The organism is Pseudomonas sp. GW821-FHT12A04 (assembly GCF_058807755.1).
In genome coordinates this window covers 378,649-403,219 of sequence record NZ_JBXAQZ010000002.1, presented here as the reverse complement: position 1 = coordinate 403,219, position 24,571 = coordinate 378,649, and the positions used below count along the sequence as shown (strand labels likewise).

At 59.8% G+C, this 24,571-nt stretch carries 22 protein-coding genes; 6 read left to right on the top strand and 16 right to left on the bottom strand.

The window, feature by feature from the left end; genetic code table 11:
• Positions 1 to 30: 30 nt before the first annotated feature.
• The 4 genes from AC1RS8_RS04655 to AC1RS8_RS04640 form a co-directional block, all read right to left on the bottom strand.
• Positions 31 to 948 carry an SdiA-regulated domain-containing protein gene (locus AC1RS8_RS04655; protein ID WP_057712866.1) on the bottom strand — a complete coding sequence of 306 codons (918 nt, stop codon included), beginning with the start codon at positions 946 to 948 and terminating at the stop codon, positions 31 to 33.
• Between the two features lie 107 nt (positions 949 to 1,055).
• On the bottom strand, positions 1,056 to 1,985 hold the full coding sequence (locus AC1RS8_RS04650) for an SdiA-regulated domain-containing protein (RefSeq protein ID WP_489339414.1): 930 nt from the start codon (positions 1,983 to 1,985) through the stop codon (positions 1,056 to 1,058).
• A gap of 256 nt (positions 1,986 to 2,241) precedes the next feature.
• Positions 2,242 to 2,907: a fumarylacetoacetate hydrolase family protein gene (locus tag AC1RS8_RS04645; protein ID WP_056726437.1), complete on the bottom strand. Its 666-nt coding sequence runs from the start codon at positions 2,905 to 2,907 to the stop codon at positions 2,242 to 2,244.
• A gap of 38 nt (positions 2,908 to 2,945) precedes the next feature.
• Complete coding sequence (locus tag AC1RS8_RS04640) at positions 2,946 to 4,340, bottom strand: FAD-binding oxidoreductase (protein WP_032829505.1); 1,395 nt, start codon at positions 4,338 to 4,340, stop codon at positions 2,946 to 2,948.
• Between the two features lie 206 nt (positions 4,341 to 4,546).
• Here AC1RS8_RS04640 and serA point away from each other — a divergent pair, with 206 nt between their 5' ends.
• Complete coding sequence (serA, locus tag AC1RS8_RS04635) at positions 4,547 to 5,776, top strand: phosphoglycerate dehydrogenase (RefSeq protein WP_007976393.1); 1,230 nt, start codon at positions 4,547 to 4,549, stop codon at positions 5,774 to 5,776.
• 61 nt (positions 5,777 to 5,837) lie between these two features.
• Here serA and AC1RS8_RS04630 read toward each other — a convergent pair whose 3' ends face one another.
• On the bottom strand, positions 5,838 to 6,260 hold the full coding sequence (locus tag AC1RS8_RS04630; protein ID WP_057712864.1) for a DUF4399 domain-containing protein: 423 nt from the start codon (positions 6,258 to 6,260) through the stop codon (positions 5,838 to 5,840).
• A 135-nt stretch (positions 6,261 to 6,395) separates the two neighbouring features.
• Here AC1RS8_RS04630 and AC1RS8_RS04625 point away from each other — a divergent pair, with 135 nt between their 5' ends.
• Entirely contained in the window at positions 6,396 to 6,980 is a 585-nt protein-coding gene (locus AC1RS8_RS04625; RefSeq protein ID WP_489339415.1) for a transporter substrate-binding domain-containing protein, read from the top strand.
• 139 nt (positions 6,981 to 7,119) lie between these two features.
• Here the strand turns inward: AC1RS8_RS04625 and AC1RS8_RS04620 are convergent, their stop codons facing one another.
• Together AC1RS8_RS04620 and AC1RS8_RS04615 are read right to left on the bottom strand one after the other, a co-directional pair.
• Entirely contained in the window at positions 7,120 to 7,605 is a 486-nt protein-coding gene (locus AC1RS8_RS04620; RefSeq protein WP_489339416.1) for a 2-thiouracil desulfurase family protein, read from the bottom strand.
• Between the two features lie 2 nt (positions 7,606 to 7,607).
• Positions 7,608 to 8,240 (bottom strand): 2OG-Fe(II) oxygenase, encoded by a 633-nt coding sequence (locus tag AC1RS8_RS04615; RefSeq protein WP_154860935.1) that lies wholly within the window; start codon positions 8,238 to 8,240, stop codon positions 7,608 to 7,610.
• Between the two features lie 108 nt (positions 8,241 to 8,348).
• Between AC1RS8_RS04615 and AC1RS8_RS04610 the strand changes: the two genes are divergently transcribed.
• Entirely contained in the window at positions 8,349 to 9,101 is a 753-nt protein-coding gene (locus tag AC1RS8_RS04610) for a DUF2059 domain-containing protein (RefSeq protein ID WP_057712860.1), read from the top strand.
• A gap of 111 nt (positions 9,102 to 9,212) precedes the next feature.
• On the opposite strand, the gene bipL is transcribed toward AC1RS8_RS04610, so the two are convergent.
• A complete protein-coding gene (gene bipL / locus AC1RS8_RS04605) occupies positions 9,213 to 10,160 on the bottom strand; it encodes a phospholipase BipL (RefSeq protein ID WP_429521753.1) in 948 nt (315 codons plus the stop codon).
• Positions 10,161 to 10,256: 96 nt separating this feature from the next.
• On the opposite strand from bipL, the gene AC1RS8_RS04600 reads away from it, so the two are divergent.
• Positions 10,257 to 10,838, top strand: a complete 582-nt coding sequence (locus tag AC1RS8_RS04600; RefSeq protein ID WP_489339417.1) for a DUF6436 domain-containing protein — start codon at positions 10,257 to 10,259, stop codon at positions 10,836 to 10,838.
• 102 nt (positions 10,839 to 10,940) lie between these two features.
• Positions 10,941 to 13,340 carry a penicillin acylase family protein gene (locus AC1RS8_RS04595; RefSeq protein WP_489339418.1) on the top strand — a complete coding sequence of 800 codons (2,400 nt, stop codon included), beginning with the start codon at positions 10,941 to 10,943 and terminating at the stop codon, positions 13,338 to 13,340.
• Between the two features lie 145 nt (positions 13,341 to 13,485).
• Here the strand turns inward: AC1RS8_RS04595 and AC1RS8_RS04590 are convergent, their stop codons facing one another.
• Positions 13,486 to 14,451, bottom strand: a complete 966-nt coding sequence (locus tag AC1RS8_RS04590; RefSeq protein ID WP_057712856.1) for a GlxA family transcriptional regulator — start codon at positions 14,449 to 14,451, stop codon at positions 13,486 to 13,488.
• Between the two features lie 305 nt (positions 14,452 to 14,756).
• Between AC1RS8_RS04590 and AC1RS8_RS04585 the strand changes: the two genes are divergently transcribed.
• Positions 14,757 to 15,398, top strand: a complete 642-nt coding sequence (locus tag AC1RS8_RS04585) for an HD domain-containing protein (RefSeq protein ID WP_489339419.1) — start codon at positions 14,757 to 14,759, stop codon at positions 15,396 to 15,398.
• 149 nt (positions 15,399 to 15,547) lie between these two features.
• Here the strand turns inward: AC1RS8_RS04585 and AC1RS8_RS04580 are convergent, their stop codons facing one another.
• The 7 genes from AC1RS8_RS04580 to AC1RS8_RS04550 form a co-directional block, all read right to left on the bottom strand.
• Positions 15,548 to 16,438, bottom strand: coding sequence for an ABC transporter permease subunit (locus tag AC1RS8_RS04580; protein WP_057712854.1), 891 nt, complete (start codon positions 16,436 to 16,438; stop codon positions 15,548 to 15,550).
• Positions 16,435 to 17,316, bottom strand: a complete 882-nt coding sequence (locus tag AC1RS8_RS04575; RefSeq protein WP_191622238.1) for an ABC transporter permease subunit — start codon at positions 17,314 to 17,316, stop codon at positions 16,435 to 16,437. The genes AC1RS8_RS04580 and AC1RS8_RS04575 overlap by 4 nt, the downstream gene beginning before the upstream one ends.
• Before the next feature lie 35 nt (positions 17,317 to 17,351).
• Positions 17,352 to 18,494, bottom strand: a complete 1,143-nt coding sequence (locus AC1RS8_RS04570; protein ID WP_057712853.1) for an ABC transporter ATP-binding protein — start codon at positions 18,492 to 18,494, stop codon at positions 17,352 to 17,354.
• A 72-nt stretch (positions 18,495 to 18,566) separates the two neighbouring features.
• Positions 18,567 to 19,664 (bottom strand): polyamine ABC transporter substrate-binding protein, encoded by a 1,098-nt coding sequence (locus AC1RS8_RS04565; RefSeq protein ID WP_090452029.1) that lies wholly within the window; start codon positions 19,662 to 19,664, stop codon positions 18,567 to 18,569.
• A gap of 188 nt (positions 19,665 to 19,852) precedes the next feature.
• Entirely contained in the window at positions 19,853 to 20,965 is a 1,113-nt protein-coding gene (locus AC1RS8_RS04560) for a polyamine ABC transporter substrate-binding protein (RefSeq protein ID WP_090452031.1), read from the bottom strand.
• 188 nt (positions 20,966 to 21,153) lie between these two features.
• Positions 21,154 to 22,518 (bottom strand): aspartate aminotransferase family protein, encoded by a 1,365-nt coding sequence (locus tag AC1RS8_RS04555; RefSeq protein WP_154860929.1) that lies wholly within the window; start codon positions 22,516 to 22,518, stop codon positions 21,154 to 21,156.
• Positions 22,519 to 22,577: 59 nt separating this feature from the next.
• Positions 22,578 to 23,936: a glutamine synthetase family protein gene (locus AC1RS8_RS04550; protein WP_150813754.1), complete on the bottom strand. Its 1,359-nt coding sequence runs from the start codon at positions 23,934 to 23,936 to the stop codon at positions 22,578 to 22,580.
• Positions 23,937 to 24,571: the final 635 nt, after the last annotated feature.

Here is a 24,571-nt window from a genome sequence, read left to right as displayed (position 1 = left end):
GCTCGCTCCCACAGTGTTTTGTGGTGTCGGTCAGAGTTGCGTGGGTTTCTTGAACACGTAGAACAGGTTCGGCTCGCTGACGATGTACAGCGTACCGTCGTCGTCCACGGCAATCCCCTCCGCTTGCGGCACGGTTTTTTGCAGGCCATGGCGTCCCTTGCTCAATGACATCGTGCTCAGCGGCCGCCCATCCACATCCAGCTCCAGAATCAATCGCGACTCATCCGACAGCGCCAGCAAATGCCCGCTGCGCTCATCGTATTGCAGGCTCGACAGATCCCGCACGAACATCCCGGCATCACGCTTGGGGTCGTTGATCACGTGCACCGAGTAGGATTCTTCAGGATTGAAGCGCGGAAAACCGTGCACCTCGTAGATCAGCATCGGGTTGCGCTCCTTGGCGACGAACAGGCGCTTGCCCACTGAATCGTAAGCCAGGCCCTCGAAGCCCTTGTTGCCGCCCATGTGAACGCCAATGGTCATCTGCTCGGCATCTGCCGCATCAACGAAAGTGGTGTCCTGCTCCAGACGAATCTTGATCAGCCGCTGCTGACTTTCGTCAGTGACCACGTAGATGTCTTCGCTGATGAACTCCACCGCCTCCGGATCGCCGAAACCGACCAGCGCCACACGACGCAAGATCCTGCCGTCGAGGGACAACTCGATCAGCTCGCTTCGTTTGTTGGTGACGGTGAACAGGCTTTTGCGTACCGGGTCGTAGGTCAGCGCTGAAACGTTGTCGGCCAGGCCATCGATCACCTGCGCCTCGGTCACGACCTGGTATTGGTCCAGGCCCATCGACCGGGAACTCACCGGCTGCCACAACGTATGCAGATTGAACCAGGTACGCTCGAACAGGCGCATGTACTGGGCGATCGCGATCAATGCGATCAGCAAGATCACCGACAGGATCAGGATCAGGGATTTGGGGCGGGCAAATCGACGCATTCGGGTGGGCTCGGGGTCAAAACAGGCGGATGAAATATCACGCCCGTCTGAACTGAAGCTTAATGGCCGCCGGCCTTTTACGTACAGGCAATCAGCGCAGGCGTTGGTTACTTCTGTTTTTCGAAGCGATAAAACAGGTTCGGCTCACTCACCATGTACAGCGTGCCCGCTTCATCCATGGTCACACCTTCGGCACGGGGAATGGTATTTTTCAGGCCGTTGAAGCCACGCAGCAGGGTGATGAAACTGACCTGCTCACCCTTCTTGTCCAGCTCCAGCAACAGGTGCGAGTCGGCGGACAACACCAGCATGTGGCCAGTCCGCGGGTCGACGGCCAAGGCAGACAGGTTGCGCATGTCCAGTGCATGGCTGGCCAGCTTCAACTTGTCGCCGGTCAGGACCTTGCCGTCACCTTTCCAGGCAAACAATGCCGGCGGGCGCTCTTCGCCCAGCAGCAGTTGCTGATTGCGCGGATCCCAGGTGACACCCTCGAACGCCTTGTTCTGGTCGCTGGAAGGCCCGAGGTCGTATTTCGGGAAGTCGGCCATATTCAGTTCGCGGGTATCGGCATCGACCTTGACGATAGCGATCAGATGCTCGCGCTCATCGACAATGGCCAGCCGGCCGTCGCCCAGCACGGTGACGCCCTCAGGGTTGCTCCAGCCCACCAACGGCATTTTGCGCAGCACATCGCCCTGCAGGTTCAATTCGACCAGGAACGGGTTCTTGCCCATGACCGAAAACAGAGTCTTGGTCTGAGGGTCGTAGACCATGTCCGATGCTTCATCCTTCTCCATGCCCGGCAACGGCTTGGCATCGATCACCGCACGATAGTCCGGCAGCCAGATGCTCGCCTGGCGCTCGGCCGGGCTCTTGAATTGTTCCTTCACCCAGAGCACGCCCCGCGAATCCCAGTGCATGGCGAATGCAACGCCGTAGGCGACAACAGCCACCACCAGCAGCAGCCAGGTGTGCCAACGCAGGGCGAAGCGCGAACGGCGGACAGGTTCAAGCGTGGAAAGCGGAGAAGTGGCCATCGGGGAATGCGTTCCAGAAATTCAGGCTAGGGGTAATAGCACAGTTTGGGGCCGGCTCAGAGGCCGAAAGCCCTGAAATTATCCAGACTGGATGTGAAAAAAACGGGAAATGACAGGATGAGCCATTTATAGGCCACCACAAAACCAATGTGGGAGCGGGCTTGCTCGCGAAAGCGGTGTGCCAGGCAACACTTAGTCGACTGTCACGCCCTCTTCGCGAGCAAGCCCGCTCCCACAGGGTTTGGCGGTGCCTGGACTAGCGAACGCTGCTGGTGAAACTGCTGGCGCCCGGCAATTCCAGAACGATCTCGTCACCGACATTCAGCGGGCCAACGCCCACTGGCGTGCCGGTGAGGATCACGTCCCCGGCCTGCAACGAGAAGCAGCCGGCCATGTGCTGGATCATCGGCACGATCGGGTTGAGCATCGCGCTGCTGTTGCCGTCCTGGCGCACTTCACCGTTGATGGTCAGGCGGATGCCGATGTCGGTCAGATCGGCAAACGTGCTGCCGGACACGAACGGAGCAAGTACTGCCGCACCGTCGAAGGACTTGGCGATTTCCCAGGGCAGGCCCTTGGATTTCAGCTCGGCCTGCTTGTCGCGCAGGGTCAGGTCCAGGGCTGGAGCGAAACCGGAGATGGCGTCGAGCACTTCTTCGCGGCTCGGTTTGGTCGACAACGGCTTGCCGATCAACACCGCGATTTCCGCTTCGTAGTGCACCGAACCGCGCTCGGTCGGAATGCTGAAACCACCTTCCAGCGGCACCACGCAACTGCCCGGCTTGATGAACAGCAGTGGCTCGGTCGGCACCGGATTGTCCAGTTCCTTGGCGTGTTCGGCGTAGTTACGGCCGATGCACACCACTTTCCCCAACGGGAAGTGAATGCGCGTACCGTCGACATACTGGTGCTGATAGCTCATTACCGACTCCTGCTTCGTTGGCTCTTAAAGTTCGAAAATCAAACAGCGAAAATCTTGCCCGGGTTCATGATGCCGTTCGGGTCGAACACCGCCTTGACCGCTTTCATGTACTCGATCTCGACCGGCGAGCGGCTGTAGGTCAGGTAGTCACGCTTGGTCATGCCCACGCCGTGCTCGGCGGAGATCGAACCGTTGTACTTCTCGACGGTTTCGAACACCCACTTGTTGACGGTGGCGCACTTGGCGAAGAACTCATCCTTGCTCAGGTTATCCGGCTTGAGGATGTTCAAGTGCAGGTTGCCGTCGCCGATGTGGCCGAACCAGACGATTTCGAAATCCGGGTAGTGTTCACCGACGATCGCGTCGATTTCCTTCAGGAATGCCGGAACTTTCGATACGGTGACCGAAATGTCGTTCTTGTACGGCGTCCAGTGGGAAATGGTTTCGGAGATGTATTCGCGCAGCTTCCACAGGTTCTGCAACTGGGTTTCGCTCTGGCTCATCACGCCGTCCAGCACCCAGCCCTGCTCGACGCAGTGTTCGAAGGTTTCCAGGGCGTGGTTGGCCACTTCTTCGGTGGTCGCTTCGAATTCCAGCAGCGCGTAGAACGGGCAATCGGATTCGAACGGCGCCGGCACATCGCCACGGGCCATGACTTTGGCCAGGGCTTTGTCGGAGAAGAATTCGAAGGCGGTCAGGTCAAGCTTGCTCTGGAAGGCGTGCAGCACCGGCATGATCGAGTCGAAATCGGCGGTGCCGAGGACCATGGCGGTGAGGTTTTTCGGCGCACGGTCCAGGCGCATGGTCGCTTCGACCACGAACCCGAGGGTGCCTTCGGCGCCGATGAACAGCTGACGCATGTCGTAGCCGGTGGCGTTCTTGATCAGGTCGCGGTTCAGCTCCAGCACGTCGCCCTTGCCAGTGACCACTTTCATGCCGGCAACCCAGTTACGGGTCATGCCGTAGCGAATCACCTTGATCCCGCCGGCATTGGTGCCGATATTGCCGCCAATCTGGCTCGAACCCGCCGAAGCGAAGTCCACCGGGTAGTACAGGCCGTTTTCTTCGGCCACGTTCTGCAGGTGCTCGGTGACCACGCCCGGCTGGCAAACGGCCGTGCGGTCAGTGAGGTTCACGTCGAGGATCTGGTTCATGTAGTCGAACGACACGACCACTTCACCATTGGCCGCCACCGCTGCCGCGGAAAGACCGGTACGACCACCCGACGGCACCAGCGCCACCTTGTGTTTGTTGGCCCACAGGACTATGGCCTGGACCTGCTCGGTGGTCTTGGGGAACACGATGGCGGTCGGGGCCGGGGCGAAATGCTTGGTCCAATCCTTTCCGTAAGCATTCAGGGAGTCGGCATCGGTCAGCACCTTGCCAGGCTCAACCAGGGTCTTCAGCTCTTCAATCAGGGCAGGATTGGTCATCGACAGAACTCTCGAACAATTCATGGTCATCCTGAGAACGCTTCACGTCGCAGGAATGAGTGTTTAGCGGGGTGCATATGCTAGCATAACGACCCCGCAGGATAGTGCCCAAGGGCTGTTCTGCGGTGACGGCTTTCCTGCCGTGCGGGTCAGCTCCGGGCTGCTCCCTTTCCTGCCATTTTTCTCCGGGATACAGGTTTACGCAGATGAGCAAGACTTCTCTCGATAAGAGCAAGATCAAGTTCCTTCTTCTCGAAGGCGTCCACCAATCGGCTGTCGACGTCCTCAAGGCGGCGGGCTACACCAGCATCGAGTACCTCACTGGTTCTCTGCCGGAAGCCCAGCTCAAGGAAAAGATCGCTGATGCTCACTTCATCGGCATTCGCTCCCGCACTCAACTGACCGAAGAGATCTTCGATCACGCGAAGAAGCTCGTGGCTGTAGGGTGTTTCTGCATCGGCACCAACCAGGTCGACCTGGACGCGGCCCGCGAACGCGGCATCGCGGTGTTCAACGCACCGTACTCCAACACCCGTTCCGTAGCGGAACTGGTGCTGGCCGAAGCGATCCTGCTGCTGCGCGGCATCCCTGAGAAGAACGCTTCCTGCCACCGTGGCGGCTGGATCAAGAGCGCGGCCAATTCCTTCGAGATCCGCGGCAAGAAGCTGGGCATCGTCGGTTACGGCTCGATCGGTACTCAACTGTCGGTCCTGGCGGAAGGCCTGGGCATGCAGGTGTACTTCTACGACACCATCACCAAGCTGCCACTGGGTAACGCCACTCAGGTAGGCAACCTGCACGAGCTGCTGGCGATGTCCGACATCGTTTCGCTGCACGTACCGGAAACCGCCGCCACCCAGTGGATGATGGGCGAGAAGGAAATCCGCGCCATCAAGAAAGGCGGCATCCTGATCAACGCCGCCCGCGGCACCGTGGTCGAACTGGACCACCTGGCGGCTGCCATCAAGGACAAGCACCTGATCGGCGCGGCCATCGACGTATTCCCGGTGGAGCCACGCTCCAATGACGAAGAGTTCGAAAGCCCGCTGCGTGGCCTGGACAACGTGATCCTGACCCCGCACATCGGTGGTTCCACCGCTGAAGCCCAGGCCAACATCGGTCTGGAAGTGGCGGAAAAACTGGTCAAGTACAGCGACAACGGTACTTCGGTATCGTCCGTAAACTTCCCGGAAGTGGCCCTGCCGGCTCACCCTGGCAAGCACCGCCTGCTGCACATCCACGAAAACATTCCGGGCGTGCTCAGCGAGATCAACAAAGTCTTCGCCGAAAACGGCATCAACATCTCCGGTCAGTTCCTGCAGACCAACGAGAAGGTTGGCTACGTAGTGATCGACGTCGACGCCGAGTACTCGGACCTGGCGCAAGAGAAGCTGCAACACGTCAAGGGCACCATCCGTAGCCGTGTGTTGTTCTGATCGCGACTTGAGCGACAAAAAAGGGAGCCTTCGGGCTCCCTTTTTCATTCACGCTACAACGTTACTTGACGTTGACGGTGATCTTCTCGGAAACGATCGGCGGATCGAACGGCATGTGGTTGCTATCGCCCAGTTCAAGCTGCAAGGTGTGTTTGCCCGGCGTGAGCGTTACTTCAGCCTGGGTCTGCGCGTTGCCGAAATGCTGGTGGTTGGCATCTTTGGGAATCGGCGCACCGGCGGCTGGCAGTTCATCGACGTCAATCAGCAAGTGGTGATGACCGGTGTTCTTGGTGGTATTGCCCGCCGGTGCCAGGGCAACGTTCTCGACAGCGAACTTGACGACGACCGTCTGTGGAACCGTCGCACCATCCTTGGGAGACACGATGGACACTTCGGCGCCCTTCGGAGCCGGCGTTGCACTGGCCAGCACCGAAACACCCATCAACAGGCCAGCCAAAGCAGCACGTGACATAAAGGTTTTCATTCTCTTCTCCAGTTTTTCCGTAAAATTCGCGTGACCATGACAACTTCATGGCCATTCGTTGTCGAAGGCACTCGACAACCATAGCAAAGCGAGCCTGAATCAGAGGATCGCGATAATAAATTCAAAGGAGTGACCATGCGCTTTCTGCCTGGCCTGATCTGCCTGCTACCCCTTCTGAGCCCTTTGGCTCATGCCGAATTGATTGATGACGTCAACGACCGGGGCGAATTGCGCATTGCCGTTGAAGCCAACACTCCCCCGTTCAATTTCAAGGATGACGACAAGCTCACCGGCTTCGAAATCGAGTTGGGCCAACTGCTCGCAAGTGAACTCGATGTCCGGGCCGACTTCGTCGTCACCGACGGCAGCGATCTGCTGACCGGCGTCGAAAGCGGCAAATACGACATCGCTATCAACCACATAGCAGTGACCCCGGATCTCAAGGATCGTTTCGACTTCAGCGAACCTTACATTCAAACCAATGCGCAATTGATCGCGCAGAAAGAAGAGCCTCGCTCCATTTTGCTGGTCCAGTCGCTGGCGGAAGAGAAGCCCAAAACCAACCCGGCCGTGAACCTGGCGATTCCGTTTCAGAAGGGTAATCCGGCGTTCCATGCCAGCCTGGAAAACGCATTGCAGCGGATCAAGGATGATGGGCGCCTGCAAGCGCTGGAGCAGAAGTGGTTGGGGGCGGATGCGGATGTGGTGCCGAAACCTTGAGCCATCGGGAAGTTGAAGTAAAAGATGAACCCTGTGGGAGCGAGCTTGCTCGCGATGGCGGCCTGACATTCAACATCAATGTTGGCTGGACAGGCCTCATCGCGAGCAAGCTCGCTCCCACAGTGCCTTGTGTCGCTCGTTAATCGAGCATTGCCAACGCCTGTGCCGCCTGCGGCAACTCCAGCTCACTGAACACCTGCACCCCGTGACGGTTGAGTAGCGCCGCCGTCACGCCCTCGCCACTGACTTTCACGCCGCTGAACGTCCCGTCATAGGTCAGCAAATTGCCGCAGGACGGGCTGTTGGCCTTGAGGACGGCGATGCGGATGCCATGCTTTTTTACCAGTTCCAGTGCCTGATACGCCCCCGACAGAAACTGCACACTAACGTCCTCGCCCTCGGTGGTAATCACCAACGCCTGACCATCGAGGACTTGCGTGCCCTGCCCGCCTGGAATTTCCGCCGCCGCCCGAGGTGTTGGCAATCCACCTGCCACCTCCGGGCACAACGGCACGACCCGCCCCTCATCAAGCCACTGCTGAAGCTGATCGAACGGCCCGCTGGCCCCGCCGTCGTAACGGACGCGGTGGCCCAACAGGCATCGGCTGACGAGAATTTTCTGCATGATCAGAACGGCTCGTTGCCGCGCCGACGGAACCAGCCGGTCAACGACAGGCGATCCCGAGTCGCGGGCAGGACTTCGTGGGGAACCTCGCCGGAGAGAAACACCACCAGGCAGCCGCCGGTAGGCTGCACGTCGTGGACGCGATCATTGTCGAGGTACATGCGCAACTGGCCACCGTGTTCGGGAAGCCAGCCGTCATTGAGGTAAACCACCGCCGAAACCATGCGCCGGTCGTCATCGCGAAAGCGGTCGACGTGCTTCAGGTAGAAGGCGCCGGGCGGGTACATCGCAAAATGGCTTTCGAAATCCTCCAGGCCGAGAAACAGACCGCGATTGATCGCCTCGCGCAGGCTGTCCATCAAACTCAGATAGCTGTCGCACGCCTCGGCCTGGCCGGGGTCGATCCACTGGATATGGTCGCCACGAATCCCTTCGCGGATCTCCGATGACGGCCCACGGCCCACGGCGGCCGGAGCCAGCTGACCCTCTGCAGCACGTTTGCGACACTCGGCCGCCAGCTCTCGGGTCAAGTCCTGAGGCAGGAAAATATTCTGCTGCGACCAGCCGTGCTCGGCCAGGTCGTCGACGATTCGTAGCAGCAGCGGGTGATCAGAGGATATTTGCATGGCGCGCATAGTATTCCTGTGCCCGGAAATCCGACAGAGCCGCGCAGCGGGTTGATACGAATTCTCGACAAGCAGGGGTGCCACACGGAGAATAGTCGCCTGCTGACTGGAGTCCCTATGCGCCGTTTGCTTTTATCCCTGCTGATGTTCTGCGTTTTGCCCGCCTGGGCAGACGGCCACGATCAGTTGTACAAGGTCGCCGGCTGGCCGGAACAACGCGCGCATTTCAGCGATGCCCTCTCGGCTGCTCAGCAACGCTACCAGGGCAGCCTGCCTCCGGCGGTGTTTCAGGCACTGGTCAGCAACAGCAATCAGCGATTTTCCGCCAAGGCCGTGGACCAGCGCGCCGAAGCGCAATTGCGCAAGAACCTCGCCGACCCCAAACCCGCGCTGACGTTTTTCCAGTCGCCCCTGGGCAAGAAAATCGTCGCCGCCGAGTTGCTGGCGACCCGTCGCGACCAACTGGCAAAAAACGCCAAGGGCCTGCCGAAGATGCAGGCCAGCGACAGCCGCATGTTGATCATCGGCCATTTGGCACAAGCCCTGCCCGCTCGCGAGGCCGGCGCCGAAGTCAGCCTGGCGATTGCCGGGGTTGCCGCCGACAGCCTGAGCTCAATGATCCCGGGATTGCTCGGTGCCGGTCAGGCCCAGGGCATGCTCAACGGCCAACGCCAGCGCCTGATGGAGCAGATCGGTAGCGACCTCAACAACACACTGCTGTATGTCTATCGCGACCTGTCGGACAACGAACTGGAAGAGTTCGCGACCTTTGCCGAATCGGCGGAAGGCCAGGCTTATTATCAAGCGGCGCTGGCGGCGATTCGGGCGGGTTTGGCGGTGGGGCAGAGCAATTCGAACCTGACCCAGTGATCTTCGGCACCTGACCGATCGCTATCGCGAGCAAGCTCGCTCCCACATTGGATCTGTGCACACCGCCCCTCTGTGGGAGCGGGCTTGCTCGCGAAGGGGCCAGAACAGGCGCTAGGAATTACGGCCTTTTATCCGTCTGGTCAAAAACCCGAAATACTCCTGCCGCATCACCAGCGTCTCATTCGCCAGATGATGTCGTGCCTCGGGCAGCATCAGCACCTGCGGCCGATCAAACTTGCCACGCAACACTTCCAGGTTGTGCTCCCAATCCACCGTCATGTCGGCCTGCCCCTGCACGATCAGCGGCCGGCGGGTGCTCATGGGTGCGGCCTCGATGCGTTTGATCCAGCGCGCCAACGCACCCACCCAGGCTGTCGGCAGGCGCAACGGCTGCAACGGATCGGCCTGCAGAAACGGCAGAAAGGCCGGGTCGTTGGAGTTCTCGCTGAAACGCCGGGCGATGGCTTTGACGAAAGGCTTGAGCAGGTAGTAACTCAGTTGCGACCAACCCCACGCCCGCGGCCGCACCAGCGGCGACAGCAAAATCACCTGGCCCTGGGCCGGGCTGCTCGCCCCCGCATTCAACACATGATCGATCACGATCGCCCCGCCGGTGCTCTGCCCGCACAAGTGCCACGGCTGCGGCAAGTCGAGGGATTGCGCCTCGCGGAACAACCCTTGCAATGCGTCCTGATACTCGGCGAAATCCTTGATGCTCGCCCGTTCGCCACTGGACAGGCCATGTCCCGGCAAGTCGCAGGCAATCACCGCAAAGCCCTGGTCCAGCGCCCACTCGATCACATGCCGATAGAGCCCGGTGTGGTCGTAGAAACCGTGGATGACAAACAGCGTCGCCTTGGCTCGCTCGGGCCACCAGAACTGGCTGACCAGCTCATAACCGTCGACCTCGAATCGCCCAAGGCCGCTGCGCACCTGACGCGGGGCAAAATCCAGCCCGTAGAATCGCTGGTAAGCCTGCGCCTGCGCCGACAACGGCTGCCCGGCAGCCAATGGCAGCAGGCTTGCACGTAGAAGATCAGGGTCGAAAGTAGCCGGCATGGACGATTCCAGAGCGTGAAACGGACTTTATAGGCCTGCGATATTCATCTGTCGCGGCAAGCATGGCAAGCTAGCCACCCTTCGAGGATTGAACCGATGCGCTCGCCCCTTCGCGCCCCCCTGTTTGCCAGCCTGCTCGCCGTGGTGTGTGCTGGCGTATTGTGGGCGGCCTACGACTGGTTTCAGGGGCGTTACCTGCGGGCGTTCAGCGAGCACACCGCGATGTTTTCCGGTGATCCGCTACGCCTTCCCGAATCCCTCGCCGGCCCTGGCGCCATCCGCCTTGTGCATTTCTGGGACCCGGCCTGCCCGTGCAATGTCGGCAATCAACAACACCTGACCGAGCTGGTCGAGCGCTACCTACCCCATGGCGTGGAATTCTATGCCGTGCAAAAACCCGGTAGCCACGGCCAATTGCCGAGCACCTTGAGCAGCCTCAAAACCATCGACATCCTGCCCGGCTCAGAACAGATACCCGCCAGCCCGGCCGTGGCGATCTGGGATCGCAGCGGCAAACTGGCGTACTTCGGCCCCTACAGCGAAGGCCTGACCTGTAACTCCAGCAACAGCTTTATCGAGCCGATCCTGCAAGCGCTGGATGAAGGCCGCGCAGTGAGTGCCACGCACACACTGGCCGTGGGTTGTTACTGCCCGTGGTCTGTCGATCCAACTAAATAGGGAAAGACGCGGTAATACGAATCCCTCCTACGGGCGATGCGCCAAATCGGCACCCCGTGTTACACAGTGGCATCAGGAATCACAATAACAACAAGGACTCTTATGAAACGTAGCCTGACCGCTCTCGCTCTGTTGATCGTCGTGCTGGCCTCCGGAGCCGGCTGGTACCTCTACAGCAAGCAGCCGTCACGCCAGGGCATGGTGGAACTGCAACACCTGCAAGGCTCCGTCACCGTGCGCTACGACGAGCGTGGCATCCCGCACATCCGCGCCGACAACGAAACCGACCTGTACCGCGCCCTCGGCTACGTGCATGCCCAGGACCGCCTGTTCCAGATGGAAGTCCTGCGCCGCCTGGCCCGTGGCGAGCTGGCTGAAGTGCTCGGGCCGAAGCTGCTCGACACCGACAAACTGATGCGCAGCCTGCGCATTCGCGAACGCGCAGAAACTTACCTGGCGAACCTCGACAAGCAGTCGCCCTCCTTCATCGCCATGCAAGCCTATCTGGACGGCATCAACCAGTATCAGGACAGCCACGCCAAACCCGTGGAGTTCGATGTGCTGGGCATTCCAAAACGCCCGTTCACGGCCCAGGACACCATCAGCATCGCCGGCTACATGGCCTACAGTTTTGCTGCGGCATTTCGTACCGAACCCTTGCTGACATTCGTGCGCGATCAACTGGGGCCCCAATACCTGAACATCTTCGATCTCGACTGGCAGCCCAAGGGCGTGCTCAACGGGACCGGCACCACCTTGGCCAGCGCAGACTGGAAAGACCTCAACGCCCTCGCCCGCTTGAGCGAACAAGCCCTGGCTGACAACGGCCTGCCACAGTTCGAGGGCAGCAACGCCTGGGTCGTCGCGGGCAGCCGGACCCAAAGCGGCAAGCCGCTGCTGGCGGGTGATCCGCATATCCGTTTTTCCGCGCCGTCGGTGTGGTACGAAGCGCAGCTCTCGGCGCCCGGCTTCGAACTCTACGGCCACTATCAGGCCTTGATGCCGTTTGCGTCGCTGGGCATGAACCACGACTTCGGCTGGAGCATCACCATGTTCCAGAATGACGACCTCGACCTGATCGCCGAGAAGGTCAACCCGGACAACCCCAATCAGGTCTGGTATCGCGGCAAGTGGGTGGACATGACGACCAGCGAGCAGCAGATCGCAGTCAAGGGTCAGGCGCCAGTCACCCTGGTGTTGCGTCAGTCGCCCCACGGCCCGATCGTCAACGATGCCTTGGGCAGCGGCGTCGGTAAAACGCCGATTGCCATGTGGTGGGCATTTCTCGAAAGCCAGAACCCGATCCTGGAGGGTTTCTACCAGCTCAATCGCGCCGACACCCTGGCCAAGGCCCGTGGTGCCGCGGCAAAAATCCAGGCCCCGGGCCTGAACGTTGTCTGGGCCAATGCCAAGGGAGATATCGGCTGGTGGGCGGCGGCGCAATTGCCTAAACGCCCGACGGGTGTACGCCCGTGGTTCATCCTCGACGGCAGCACCGCCGAGGCGGACAAGGATGGCTTCTACCCGTTCAGCGCCAACCCTCAGGAAGAAAACCCGGCCCGGGGCTACATCGTCTCGGCCAACTTCCAGCCGGTGTCGCCAACCGGCATGGAGATTCCCGGCTACTACAACCTTGCCGATCGCGGCCAGCAACTCAATCGCCAGCTCAGCGACAAAGCGATCAAATGGGACCTGGAAAACAGCCAGAAACTGCAACTGGGCACCACTACCGCCTACGGCCCGCGCCTGTTGGCACCGCTGTTGCCGGTGTTGCGCGAAGTGGTGAGCGATCCCGCCGAACTCAAACTGGTGGAGCAACTGGCCCAGTGGAAAGGCGATTACCCGCTCGACTCGACCAGCGCCACGCTGTTCAACCAGTTCCTGTTCAACCTGACTGACGCGACGATGCGCGATGAACTGGGTAACGACTTCTTCGAAACGCTGCTCTCGACCCGGGTGATCGACGCCGCGCTCCCCCGCCTGGCCGCCAGCGCCGATTCGCCGTGGTGGGACAACCGCAGCACCCTCGGCAAGGAAACCCGTGCCGACACGGTGAAGGCCGCCTGGCAATCCAGCCTCGCGCACCTCAAGAGCACTCTCGGCGCAGACTCCTCGCAATGGCAGTGGGGCAGCGCGCACACATTGACCCATGGCCATCCGCTCGGGCAGCAAAAACCGCTGGACCTGTTCTTCAATGTCGGCCCCTTCGCCGCACCCGGCAGTCATGAAGTGCCGAACAACCTCTCGGCGAAAATCGGACCGGCACCCTGGCCCGTCACCTACGGCCCTTCGACCCGGCGCCTGATCGACTTCGCCGACCCGGCCCACAGCCTGACCATCAACCCGGTCGGCCAGAGCGGAGTCCTGTTCGACAGCCACTATGATGATCAGGCCGAGGCCTACGTCGAGGGGATGTACTTCCAGGCGCATCTCAATGAAGAAGAGGTCACGGCCAATACCCGCAGTACGTTGAAGCTGTTGCCGGCGCGGGTTGTACCATAGATTTTTGCTGGCCGGGCCGGCCTCATCGCGAGCAAGCTCGCTCCCACAAGGATCTGTGTCGAACACAAATTATGTGAACACCAGAGAAACCTGTGGGAGCGAGCTTGCTCGCGATGGGGCCCTGATAGACGCCTACAAATTCAGCTCAAACCATCGCCGCAAAGTTCAGCCGGAACTGCTGCGGCGTCACCCCCAACCTGCGATTGAACACACTGCGCATGTGCTGGGCATCGCGAAAACCGCATTGATAGGCCACGGTCTTGAGCGGCGCACGGGTGCTTTCCAGTAGCGTGCGCGCCGCATCGACCCTCGCTCGCTCGACGAACTCGGCCGGGGTGATTTTCGCTTCCCTGGCAAACACCCGGGAGAAGTTGCGCGCACTCATGTTGGCGGCATTGGCCAGGTCGGCGATGGCCAGGTCGCCCGTCAGGTTGGCCAGCACGTAATGCTGCACCATCGCTACCGCCGAATCCGCTTCGGCGTGGGGTGTGAGGAATGGGCTGAATTGCGACTGCCCGCCCGAACGCTGGGTGAACACCACCAGCCGCTTGGCGACGCTCAGTGCAACTTCCGGCCCGTGATCCCGACCCAATAGATACAACGACAGATCGATCCCCGCTGTGACCCCGGCCGAGGTGAACAGCTCGCCGTCCTCAACATACAGTCGATCCGCTTCCACCCGGGAAGAGGGACACAGCGCAGCCAGATCCGATGCGTCCTGCCAATGCGTAGTGACCGTGCGCCCCTCCAGCAATCCGGCCCGGGCGAGCATGAACGCGCCGTTGCAGATCGAGCCGAAGCGCTTGGCCCGCGCGCAGGCATCGCGCAACCAGCCATCGAATGCCATGCCGAAATCCATGAACGGCAACTGCGGCCCGCCCGCCACCAGCAACAGGTCATACGGCTCCAGCGCTTCGCTGAAATGCCGATGGGCATTGAGGGCCAAACCGTTGGAGCACGCCATCATCCCGCGCTCGACGCCGATCACCTCCAGCCGATAGTGATCCTGCGGGGCAAGGAAGCGATTGGCCTCGGAAAACACATCCATGGGGCCGGTGACATCCAGCGACTGAACGCCGGCGAACACCACGATGGCCACGGTTTTACTCATGACGTGAATCGCCTCCCTTGGATCTGATTGCACCGTCCCTTTGTAGGAGCGAGCTTGTTCGCGATGCACGTGAGGGCACCGCGTTCATCCAGGCAGCCGGCGTCATCGTTGACCTCCATCGCGAGCAGGCTCGCTCCTACAGGGTCTGCATGCACCCTAGCCAATCCACGCCCAACAAGCGAGGTTGGCGCGATATGCACGCTCATTGGCCGGGATCGCAGCCATGGATCGATTGTCCGGTTTCCGGGGCCGGAACAGACTGAAACCCTCAGCGCCGCCAAGGCGTTCACGACGAGGAAAACTCCATGAGCACCACCATCGCCGGCATCAAGATCCCCGACAGCACTTTGGCCAAGGCCACCACCGAATACATCCGCGACATCGAGTCCGACCTGCTCTACCACCACTCGCGTCGGGTCTTCCTGTTCGGCGCTCTGAGCGGCGAGCGCAAGCAACTGGCCTACAACCCGGAGTTGCTGTACGTCGGCGCGATGTTCCATGACCTGGGACTGGTGCAAGGTCATCGCAGCGACAACGAGCGCTTCGAAGTCGACGGTGCCAACGCGGCAGCGGCGTTCCTCAAGCCTTACGGATTGAGCGATGACGACATCGAACAGGTCTGGCTATCGATTGCCCTGCACACCACGCCGGGCGTGCCTCAGCATTTGCGGTCCACCGTGGCACTGGTCACGGCTGGCGTCGAGATGGACGTGCTGGGCATGGACTACGCGGCGTTTTCCAGCGTGCAGCGCGAAGCGGTGGTGCATGCGCATCCACGGGGCGAGGGATTCAAGGAATGCATCATCTGCGCGTTTGCCGACGGCTTGCGCCATCGTCCGCAGACCACGTTCGGCAATGTGAAGACTGATGTGCTGGTGGATCAGGAGCCGGGGTTCAAGCCGATGAACTTCGTCGAGGTCATTCGTAAATCCCCTTGGATTTCCTGACCGCAGAAGAACCTGTGGGAGCGAGCTTGCTCGCGATGAGGGCATCACAGTCAACATCGATGTTGAATGTCAGTCCGCTATCGCGAGCAAGCTCGCTCCCACATTGGAATTGGGTAGACCACTCAAATGTGGTCAACCCGACGTCAGGCTCAAGCCGCTTCCGGCGCCTGCGCGCGACGCACGTCCGGTTGCTTCCACGAGTCGGCTGCCGCTTCTTCGATCGCCTGCTGGATCGCACGACGACGGCTTTCTTCGGCGCGACGGCTGAAGAACCAGACCAGGAAGGTCACGATCGACACCGCCAACAGGATCAGGCTGGCCACGGCGTTGATCTCGGGTTTGACCCCCAGACGGACCGCCGAGAACACTTCCATCGGCAGGGTCGTGGAGCCCGGGCCGGACACGAAGCTCGCCAGCACCAGGTCATCCAGCGACAGGGCGAACGACATCATGCCGCCCGCTGCCAGCGATGGCGCGATCATCGGGATGGTGATCAGGAAGAACACCTTCCACGGCCGTGCACCGAGGTCCATGGCCGCTTCTTCGATGGACAGGTCCAGCTCACGCAAGCGTGCCGAGACCACCACCGCCACATAGGCCGCACAGAACGTGGTGTGGGCGATCCAGATGGTGACGATGCCGCGTTCCTGCGGCCAGCCGATCATCTGCGCCATGGCCACGAACAGCAGCAACAGCGACAGACCGGTGATCACCTCAGGCATGACCAGCGGCGCAGTGACCAGGCCACCGAACAGGGTACGGCCCTTGAAGCGCGTAATGCGCGTCAGGACGAACGCTGCCAATGTACCCAGTGCCACCGCCGCGATGGCGGTGTAGCAGGCGATTTCCAGCGAGCGCACCACCGAGCCCATCAGTTGGCTGTTGTCGAGCAGGCCGACGTACCACTTGATCGACCAGCCGCCCCACACCGTTACCAGTTTGGAGGCGTTGAACGAGTAGATGACCAGGATCAGCATCGGCAGGTAGATGAACAACAGACCCAGTACCAGCATCAGGCTGGAGAAACGGAAGCGCTTCATTCTTTACCCTCCATTTCCTTGGCCTGACTGCGGTTGAACAGGATGATCGGCACAATCAGGATCGCCAGCATCACTACCGCCAGGGCAGACGCCACCGGCCAGTCACGGTTGTTGAAGAACTCTTGCCAGAGCACTTTACCGATCATCAGGGTTTCCGGACCACCGAGCAGTTCCGGGATCACGAACTCACCCACCACCGGGATGAACACCAGCATGCAGCCGGCGATGATGCCGTTTTTCGACAGCGGCACGGTGATTTTCCAGAAGCTGTTGAACGTGCTCGAACCCAGGTCCGACGCAGCTTCCAGCAGGCTCTGGTCGTGCTTCACCAGGTTGGCGTACAGCGGCAGGATCATGAACGGCAGATAGGAATAAACCACGCCGATGTAGACTGCCAGGTTGGTGTTGAGGATCTGCAGCGGCTCGTCGATCCAGCCCATGCTCATCAGGAACCCGTTGAGCAGGCCGTTGTTGCTGAGGATGCCCATCCACGCGTAAACGCGGATCAGGATCGCGGTCCAGGTCGGCATCATGATCAGCAGCACCAGCACCGTTTGCACTTCCTTGCGGGCAACGGAGATGCCGTAGGCCATCGGGTAGCCGATCAGCAGGCAGAGGATGGTGCTGAAAAGCGCCATCTTCAACGAGCCGAGGTAAGCGGCGATGTACAGCTCGTCACCGGCCAGCATCGCGTAGTTGCCCAGGTTAAGCAGCAACTGCAGCTTCTGCTCGGCGTAGCTGTAGATCTCGGTGTATGGCGGAATGGCCACGTCCGCTTCGGCGAAGCTGATCTTCAGTACGATGAAGAACGGCAGCATGAAGAACAGGAACAGCCAGATGAAGGGAACCCCGATGACCATCTGACGGCCACCGGGAATTATTCGATTGAGTCGACGCTTGAATTTGCGCATGTTCATGAGCGCAGCACCACGCCGCTGTCGTCTTCCCAGTACACGTAGACCTGATCACCCCAGGTCGGACGCTGCCCGCGACGCTCGGCGTTGGCCACGAACGACTGCACCAGCTTGCCGCTTGGCAATTCGACGTAGAACACCGAGTGCCCACCCAGGTAGGCGATGTCGTGCACCTTGCCGCTGGACCAGTTGTACTGGCAGGTCGGCATGTCGGCGGTGACCAGCAGTTTTTCCGGACGGATCGCGTAGGTGACCGACTTGTCCTGCACCGAGGTGCTGATGCCGTGGCCGACGTAGATCTGACGATCCAGGTCTTTGCAGGTAATGATCGCGTGACCTTCGGCGTCGTCGATCACTTCGCCTTCGAAGATGTTCACGTTGCCGATGAATTCGCAGACCAGGCGACTGGTCGGGGTTTCGTAGATGTCGATCGGGCTGCCGATCTGGGCGATCCAGCCCAGGTGCATGATCGCGATACGCTCGGCCATGGTCATGGCCTCTTCCTGGTCGTGGGTCACCATGACGCAGGTTACGCCGACGCGCTCGATAATCTCCACCAGCTCCAGCTGCATTTGCGAACGCAGCTTCTTGTCCAGTGCGCCCATCGGTTCGTCGAGCAACAGCAGCTTCGGACGCTTGGCCAGGGAACGAGCCAGTGCCACGCGCTGACGCTGGCCGCCGGACAGTTGGTGTGGCTTGCGCTTGGCGTACTGGCTCATCTGTACCAGCTTGAGCATTTCGGCCACGCGGGCGTCAACTTCAGCAGCCGGGATCTTGTCCTGCTTGAGGCCGAAGGCGATGTTCTGCGCCACGGTCATGTGCGGGAACAAGGCGTAGGACTGGAACATCATGTTGATCGGCCGCTCGTATGGCGGCATATCAGTGATGTCTACGCCATCGAGGAAAATGCGCCCCTCCGTGGGCCGTTCGAAACCTGCGAGCATGCGCAGCAAAGTGGATTTGCCCGATCCCGAACCGCCGAGCAGGGCGAAAATCTCGCCCTTCTTGATTTCCAGGGACACATCGTCCACGGCAATCGTCTCGTCGAACTTCTTCGTGACCCGGTCGATTTTGACCAGCACCTGTTTAGGTGACTGGTCGCCCTCGAGGGCTTTCTTATAGGCGCCGGAGGCAACTGCCATTTACGAAACTCCCGAAAAAAAGAGTGCAGTTCGCTCAAGGTGAGCCAACCTTGGATAGTTTGAGCCTTGAAACTATTTACCCGACTTGACCTTGGTCCAGCTGCGGGTCATCAAACGTTGAATATTCGGCGGTAACTCGACCGACACGTAGGTCTTGTCGAGCACCTCTTGCGGTGGATAAACCGCTTCGTCGGTGCGAATGGACTGTTCCATCAGTTTGTCCGACCCCGGGTTAGGGTTGGCATAGCCGACGTAATCGCTGACCTGGGCAATCACCTCAGGCTTGAGCAAATAGTTGATGAAGGCGTGGGCCTGCTTGACGTTGGCCGAGTCCTTCGGAATCGCCAGCATGTCGAACCAGAGCGCACCGCCCTCTTTCGGAATCGAGTAGGCGATGTTCACGCCTTTCTTGGCTTCTTCGGCGCGGTTCTTGGCCTGGAAGATGTCGCCGGAGAAACCGATCGCCACGCAGATATCGCCGTTGGCCAGATCCGCGATGTACTTGGACGAATGGAAGTAGGTCACGTAAGGCCGCACTGCAAGCAACTTGGCGGTGGCCTTTTCGTAGTCCTTGGGATCAGTGCTGTTAGCGTTCAGGCCCATGTAATTGAGCACTGTCGGCATCATTTCATCGGCGGAGTCGAGGAACGCGACGCCACAGCTTTGCAGCTTCTTGATGTTCTGCGGCTCGAACAGCACGCCCCACGAATCAATCGTATCGACGCCCAGCACAGCCTTGACCTTGTCGACGTTGTAACCGATGCCGTTGGTGCCCCACAGGTACGGCACGGCGTACAGGTTGCCCGGATCGTTCTGTTCCAGGCGCTTGAGCAGCACTGGATCGAGGTTCGAATAGTTCGGCAGCTGCGACTTGTCGAGCTTCTGGAATGCCCCGGCCTTGATCTGCTTGCCGAGGAAGTGGTTCGACGGCACGACCACGTCGTAGCCAGTACGCCCGGCCAGCAATTTACCTTCCAGGGTTTCGTTGGAATCGAAGACGTCATAAACCGGCTTGATACCGGTCTCTTTCTGGAAATCGGCCAGGGTGGTCTCGCCGATGTAGTCGGACCAGTTATAAATATGCACGGTACCGGCGGCCTGGACACTGACAGCAACTGTCAGCCCGGCACTCACCAGCATGGCATTGCGCAACATAGAAAAAATAGGCAAGTGGAGGTCCTCTGAAATTAGTTGGGCCCAAGTTGCCCCGCGCTACATGACAACCGTGGTTGCCCGGCAACAAAACCGGCGCGCAACTTACCCTCGAAAAACCGTTCCAGCAAAACTTTCTGTCATTTAATTACACCTGCTGCCGCCACCGCGCGGGCGGCGACAACAGGTTGTTGCATCAAACCGGCTTATTTACCGGATTTGATCTTGGTCCAGCTGCGGGTCATGATCCGCTGGGTCGCGGCCGGCAAGTCGGCAATCGCGTACAGCTTGGCCAGCACGTCCGCCGGCGGGTAAACGCCCGGGTCGCTGGTGATGTCTTTATCGACCAACGCAGTTGCAGCCGCGTTACCGTTCGGGAAACGCACGGCGTTGGTGATTTCAGCCATGATTTCCGGCTTCTGCAGGAAGGTCATGAACTTGTAGGCGCCTTCGACGTTTTCGGCATCTTTAGGGATGGCGACCATGTCGTAGAAGCTGCCGGCACCTTCTTTGGGAATGTTGTAGCTGACTTTCACCTTGCCACCGGCTTCTTCCGCGCGGGACTTGGCCTGGTAAATGTCACCCGAGTAACCCACGGCCACGCAGATGTTGCCGTTGGCCAGGTCGGAGATGTACTTGGACGAGTGGAAGTAACCTACCGAAGGACGAATTTTCAGGAACAGCGCTTCGGCTTCGGCCAGTTGTTTCTTGTCCTGGCTGTCGGTTGGATAGCCCAGGTAGTGCAATGCCACCGGAATCATCTCGGTTGGCGAATCGAGGAAACTGATACCGCACGCCTTCAACTTCGCGGCGTTTTCAGGTTTGAACAGCAGGTCCCAGGAGTTGGTCGGTGCGTCGGCACCCAGCGCAGCCTTGACCTTCTCGGGGTTGAAGCCGATACCGATCGAACCCCACATGTACGGGAAGGCATGCTCGTTACCCGGGTCGCTCACGGAAACGGCCTTGAGCAGGTCGGTGTTCAGGTTCTTCCAGTTAGGCAGCTTGGACTTGTCCAGCTTCTGGTAGACGCCAGCCTTGATCTGCTTGGCCAGGAAGTTGTTCGACGGTACAACGATGTCGTAACCGGACTTGCCTGCCAGCAACTTGGCTTCAAGGGTTTCGTTGCTGTCAAAGACGTCATAGACAACCTTGATACCCGACTCGTCTTCAAACTTCTTGACGGTGTCCGGTGCGATGTAGTCGGACCAGTTGTACACGTGCAGTACTTTGTCATCGGCCTGAACCGCGCCGGCCATCAAACCCATTACGGACATGGCAAGCAGAGTCTTGCCAGCGAGCTTTTTACCTAGTGCCTTCATGCGTAATGCTCCAAATTTTTCTTTTTTGAACCACTTGTTCAGCGACCGAACCCGGGCAACTGGAACCGCGGCTAGTCTGGCAAGATCCACATCGGTCTTTCAAGGAAACGGCCACGCTTTCTGACAGTTCTGAGCGAAAGTTCCTACTTCATATGTAGAACTTTGAACCTCCGCTCAGAGCCTAGCACTTAGCCCTGCAATGCACTCAGGGTCAGGTCAAGACACTTGCGAGCCTTGGTCACCAGTTCATCGATTTCCGCCGGTGTAATCACCAGTGGCGGAGCGATGATCATGGTGTCGCCGACGGCGCGCATGATCAGGCCGTTATCGAAGCAGAACTGACGGCAGATCATGCCGACGCCCTTGCCTTCGAAACGCTTGCGCGTGGCCTTGTCCTGGACCAGTTCGATGGCCCCCAACAGACCCACCCCACGAACTTCACCCACCAGCGGGTGATCGTTCAGTTCCCGCAGACGCTTTTGCAAATACGGTGCCGTTTCGGACTTCACGCGCTCGACAATTTTTTCGTCGCGCAGGATGCGGATGTTTTCCAGCCCCACAGCCGCTGCCACCGGGTGCCCGGAGTAGGTGAAACCGTGGTTGAAGTCGCCGCCCTCATTGAGCACGTCCACCACTTCGTCACGCACGATCAGGCCGCCCATCGGGATGTAGCCCGAGGTCAGACCCTTGGCGATGGTCATCATGTCTGGCTTGAGGTCGTAGAAATCGCTGCCGAACCACTCGCCGGTACGACCGAAACCGCAAATCACTTCGTCAGCCACGAACAGAATGTCGTACTTGGCGAGGATTTCCTTGATGCGCGGCCAGTAAGTCTCTGGCGGAATGATCACGCCACCGGCACCCTGGATCGGCTCGGCAATAAAGGCACCGACGTTGTCGACGCCGACTTCCAGAATCTTTTCTTCCAGCTGATTGGCCGCCCACACACCGAACTCTTCCGGGGTCATTTCGCCGCCTTCGCCGAACCAGTACGGCTGGGCAATGTGAACGATGCCCGGGATCGGCAAGTCGCCCTGTTCGTGCATGTACGTCATACCGCCTAGGCTCGCGCCGGCCACGGTGGAACCGTGATAGCCGTTCTTGCGGCTGATGATGACTTTCTTGTTCGGCTGGCCCTTGATCGCCCAGTAGTGACGAACCATACGCAGCATGGTGTCGTTGCCTTCGGAGCCGGAACCGGTGAAGAACACGTGGTTCATGCCTTCAGGCGCGATGTCGGCGATAGCCTTGGCCAGTTCCAGTACCGGCGGATGCGCAGTCTGGAAGAACAGGTTGTAGTAAGGCAGCTCGCGCATCTGTTTGCTGGCGGCATCGGCCAGTTCATCGCGACCATAACCAATTGCGACACACCACAGGCCGGCCATGCCATCGAGGATCTTGTTGCCTTCGCTGTCCCAGAGGTAAACGCCCTTGGCGTTGGTGATGATCCGCGGGCCTTTCTCTTTCAGCTGCTTGAAATCGCTGAACGGAGCCAGGTGGTGATCATTGCTCAGGGTTTGCCATTCACGGGTTTGCGGATTGTTGCTGGTCATACGAATCTCCTAAAAAAATCACGTGAAGGCGCCGCCAGGCAGCGGCGGCGCCCGGCGTATCAGACGGCAAAGAGCAGGAATTCCCTTTCCCACGAACTGATCACGCGCTTGAAGTTTTCATGCTCGGCCCGCTTGACCGCAACGTAGCCAGTGATGAAATTTTTGCCCAGGTAACGCTCGATGGTCGCGCTGTTTTCCATGCGTTCCAGCGCGTCTTCGATGGTCAGCGGCAGGCGCAGGTTGCGGCGTTCATAGCCACGTCCCACTACCGGCGCACTCGGGTTCAGGCCTTCGACCATGCCGATGTAACCGCAGAGCAGGCTCGCGGCAATCGCCAGGTACGGGTTGGCATCGGCGCCCGGCAGGCGGTTTTCCACCCGACGGTTTTGCGGCCCCGCATCCGGCACCCGCAGGCCCACGGTGCGGTTCTCTTCGCCCCACTCCACGTTCACCGGCGCCGAGGTATCCGGCAGGAAGCGGCGGAACGAGTTGACGTTGGGTGCGAACAGCGGCAAGAGTTCGGGAATGAGTTTCTGCAGACCACCGATGTGGTGCAGGAACAACTGGCTCATGGTCCCGTCGTCATTGGAGAAGATGTTCTTGCCGGTCTCGATGTCGATGACGCTCTGGTGCAAGTGCATGGCGCTGCCCGGCTCGCCGGTCATCGGCTTGGCCATGAAGGTCGCGGCCACATCGTGCTTGAGCGCGGCTTCGCGCATGGTGCGCTTGAACACCAGGATCTGGTCGGCCAGGGACAGGGCATCGCCGTGACGGAAGTTGATTTCCATCTGCGCCGTGCCGTCCTCGTGGATCAGCGTATCGAGGTCCAGGTCCTGCAATTCGCACCAGTCGTAGACGTCTTCGAACAACGGATCGAATTCGTTCGCGGCTTCAATGGAGAACGACTGGCGACCGATTTCCGGGCGACCGGAGCGGCCGATTGGCGGTTGCAGCGGGTAGTCCGGGTCGTCACTGCGCTTGGTCAGGTAAAACTCCATTTCCGGCGCCACGATCGGCTGCCAGCCTTTGTCGGTATAGAGTTTCAGGACTTTCTTGAGCACGTTGCGCGGCGACAGCTCGATCGGGTTGCCTTGCTTGTCGTAGGTATCGTGGATGACGATGGCGGTCGGCTCGATGGCCCACGGCACCAGGTACACCGCGCTCTGGTCGGGGCGGCAGATCATGTCGATGTCGGCCGGGTCGAGCAGTTCGTAATAGATGTCGTCTTCGACGTAGTCGCCGGTCACTGTCTGCAACAGAACGCTTTCTGGCAGGCGCATGCCTTTTTCGGCGATGAATTTGTTGGTCGGCGAAATCTTACCCCGGGTAATCCCGGTCAAGTCGGCGATCATGCATTCGACTTCTGTGATCTTGTGGTTTTTCAACCAATCGGTGAGCTGGTCGAGGTTGTTACTCATAAATGCCTCTAGGCTTGAGTTGTCTGACCCTTTTGAGGTCAGGCGTTGTTTGACGCATCGGCGTCGCGTTGTAGAGCGTTTGCGCGGCAGATTATCGTGCTTGGCAACACGGCTGCAGAGGCCGGGCGTGCAGAATCGCGAGCGGTGCCCTGAACAATGGTCAGGCCGCTATTGTGAATCGGTTCTATATTGAATGGAGTAACCGTAATGGGGGTGCCATCGCGACCGTCCAGAATATCGGACGGGGACGGTTGAACCGTCACGGATGGGAGGATCACCAGAACCGCCGGGGCCACGGAACGGACGGACGTGTCATCACTGATGTGACAAGCATGCCGACCGACCTGTCTTGAGCAGTCGGTGACGCCGATTATCGGCAGGCGAGACATGAAGCACCCCGGTATTATTGCTGTTATGGGTTTGATTCGAGCTTAGCCTTGTTCATTTTTTTACACAACACCCCCGTAAAAAATACAACACGGCCCGCTCAAGCCTGCGGGCGCCATAGAGGCCAAGGGCATAAAAACGCCCCAAAGTGCCTCAAAAAAGCCACACGGGCGCTTTTTTAGGGCAAAAAAGGCCTCGCTTGACTTCGGCATGCCGTTCGGGTTGACTGGAATCTGAAAAGATCAATG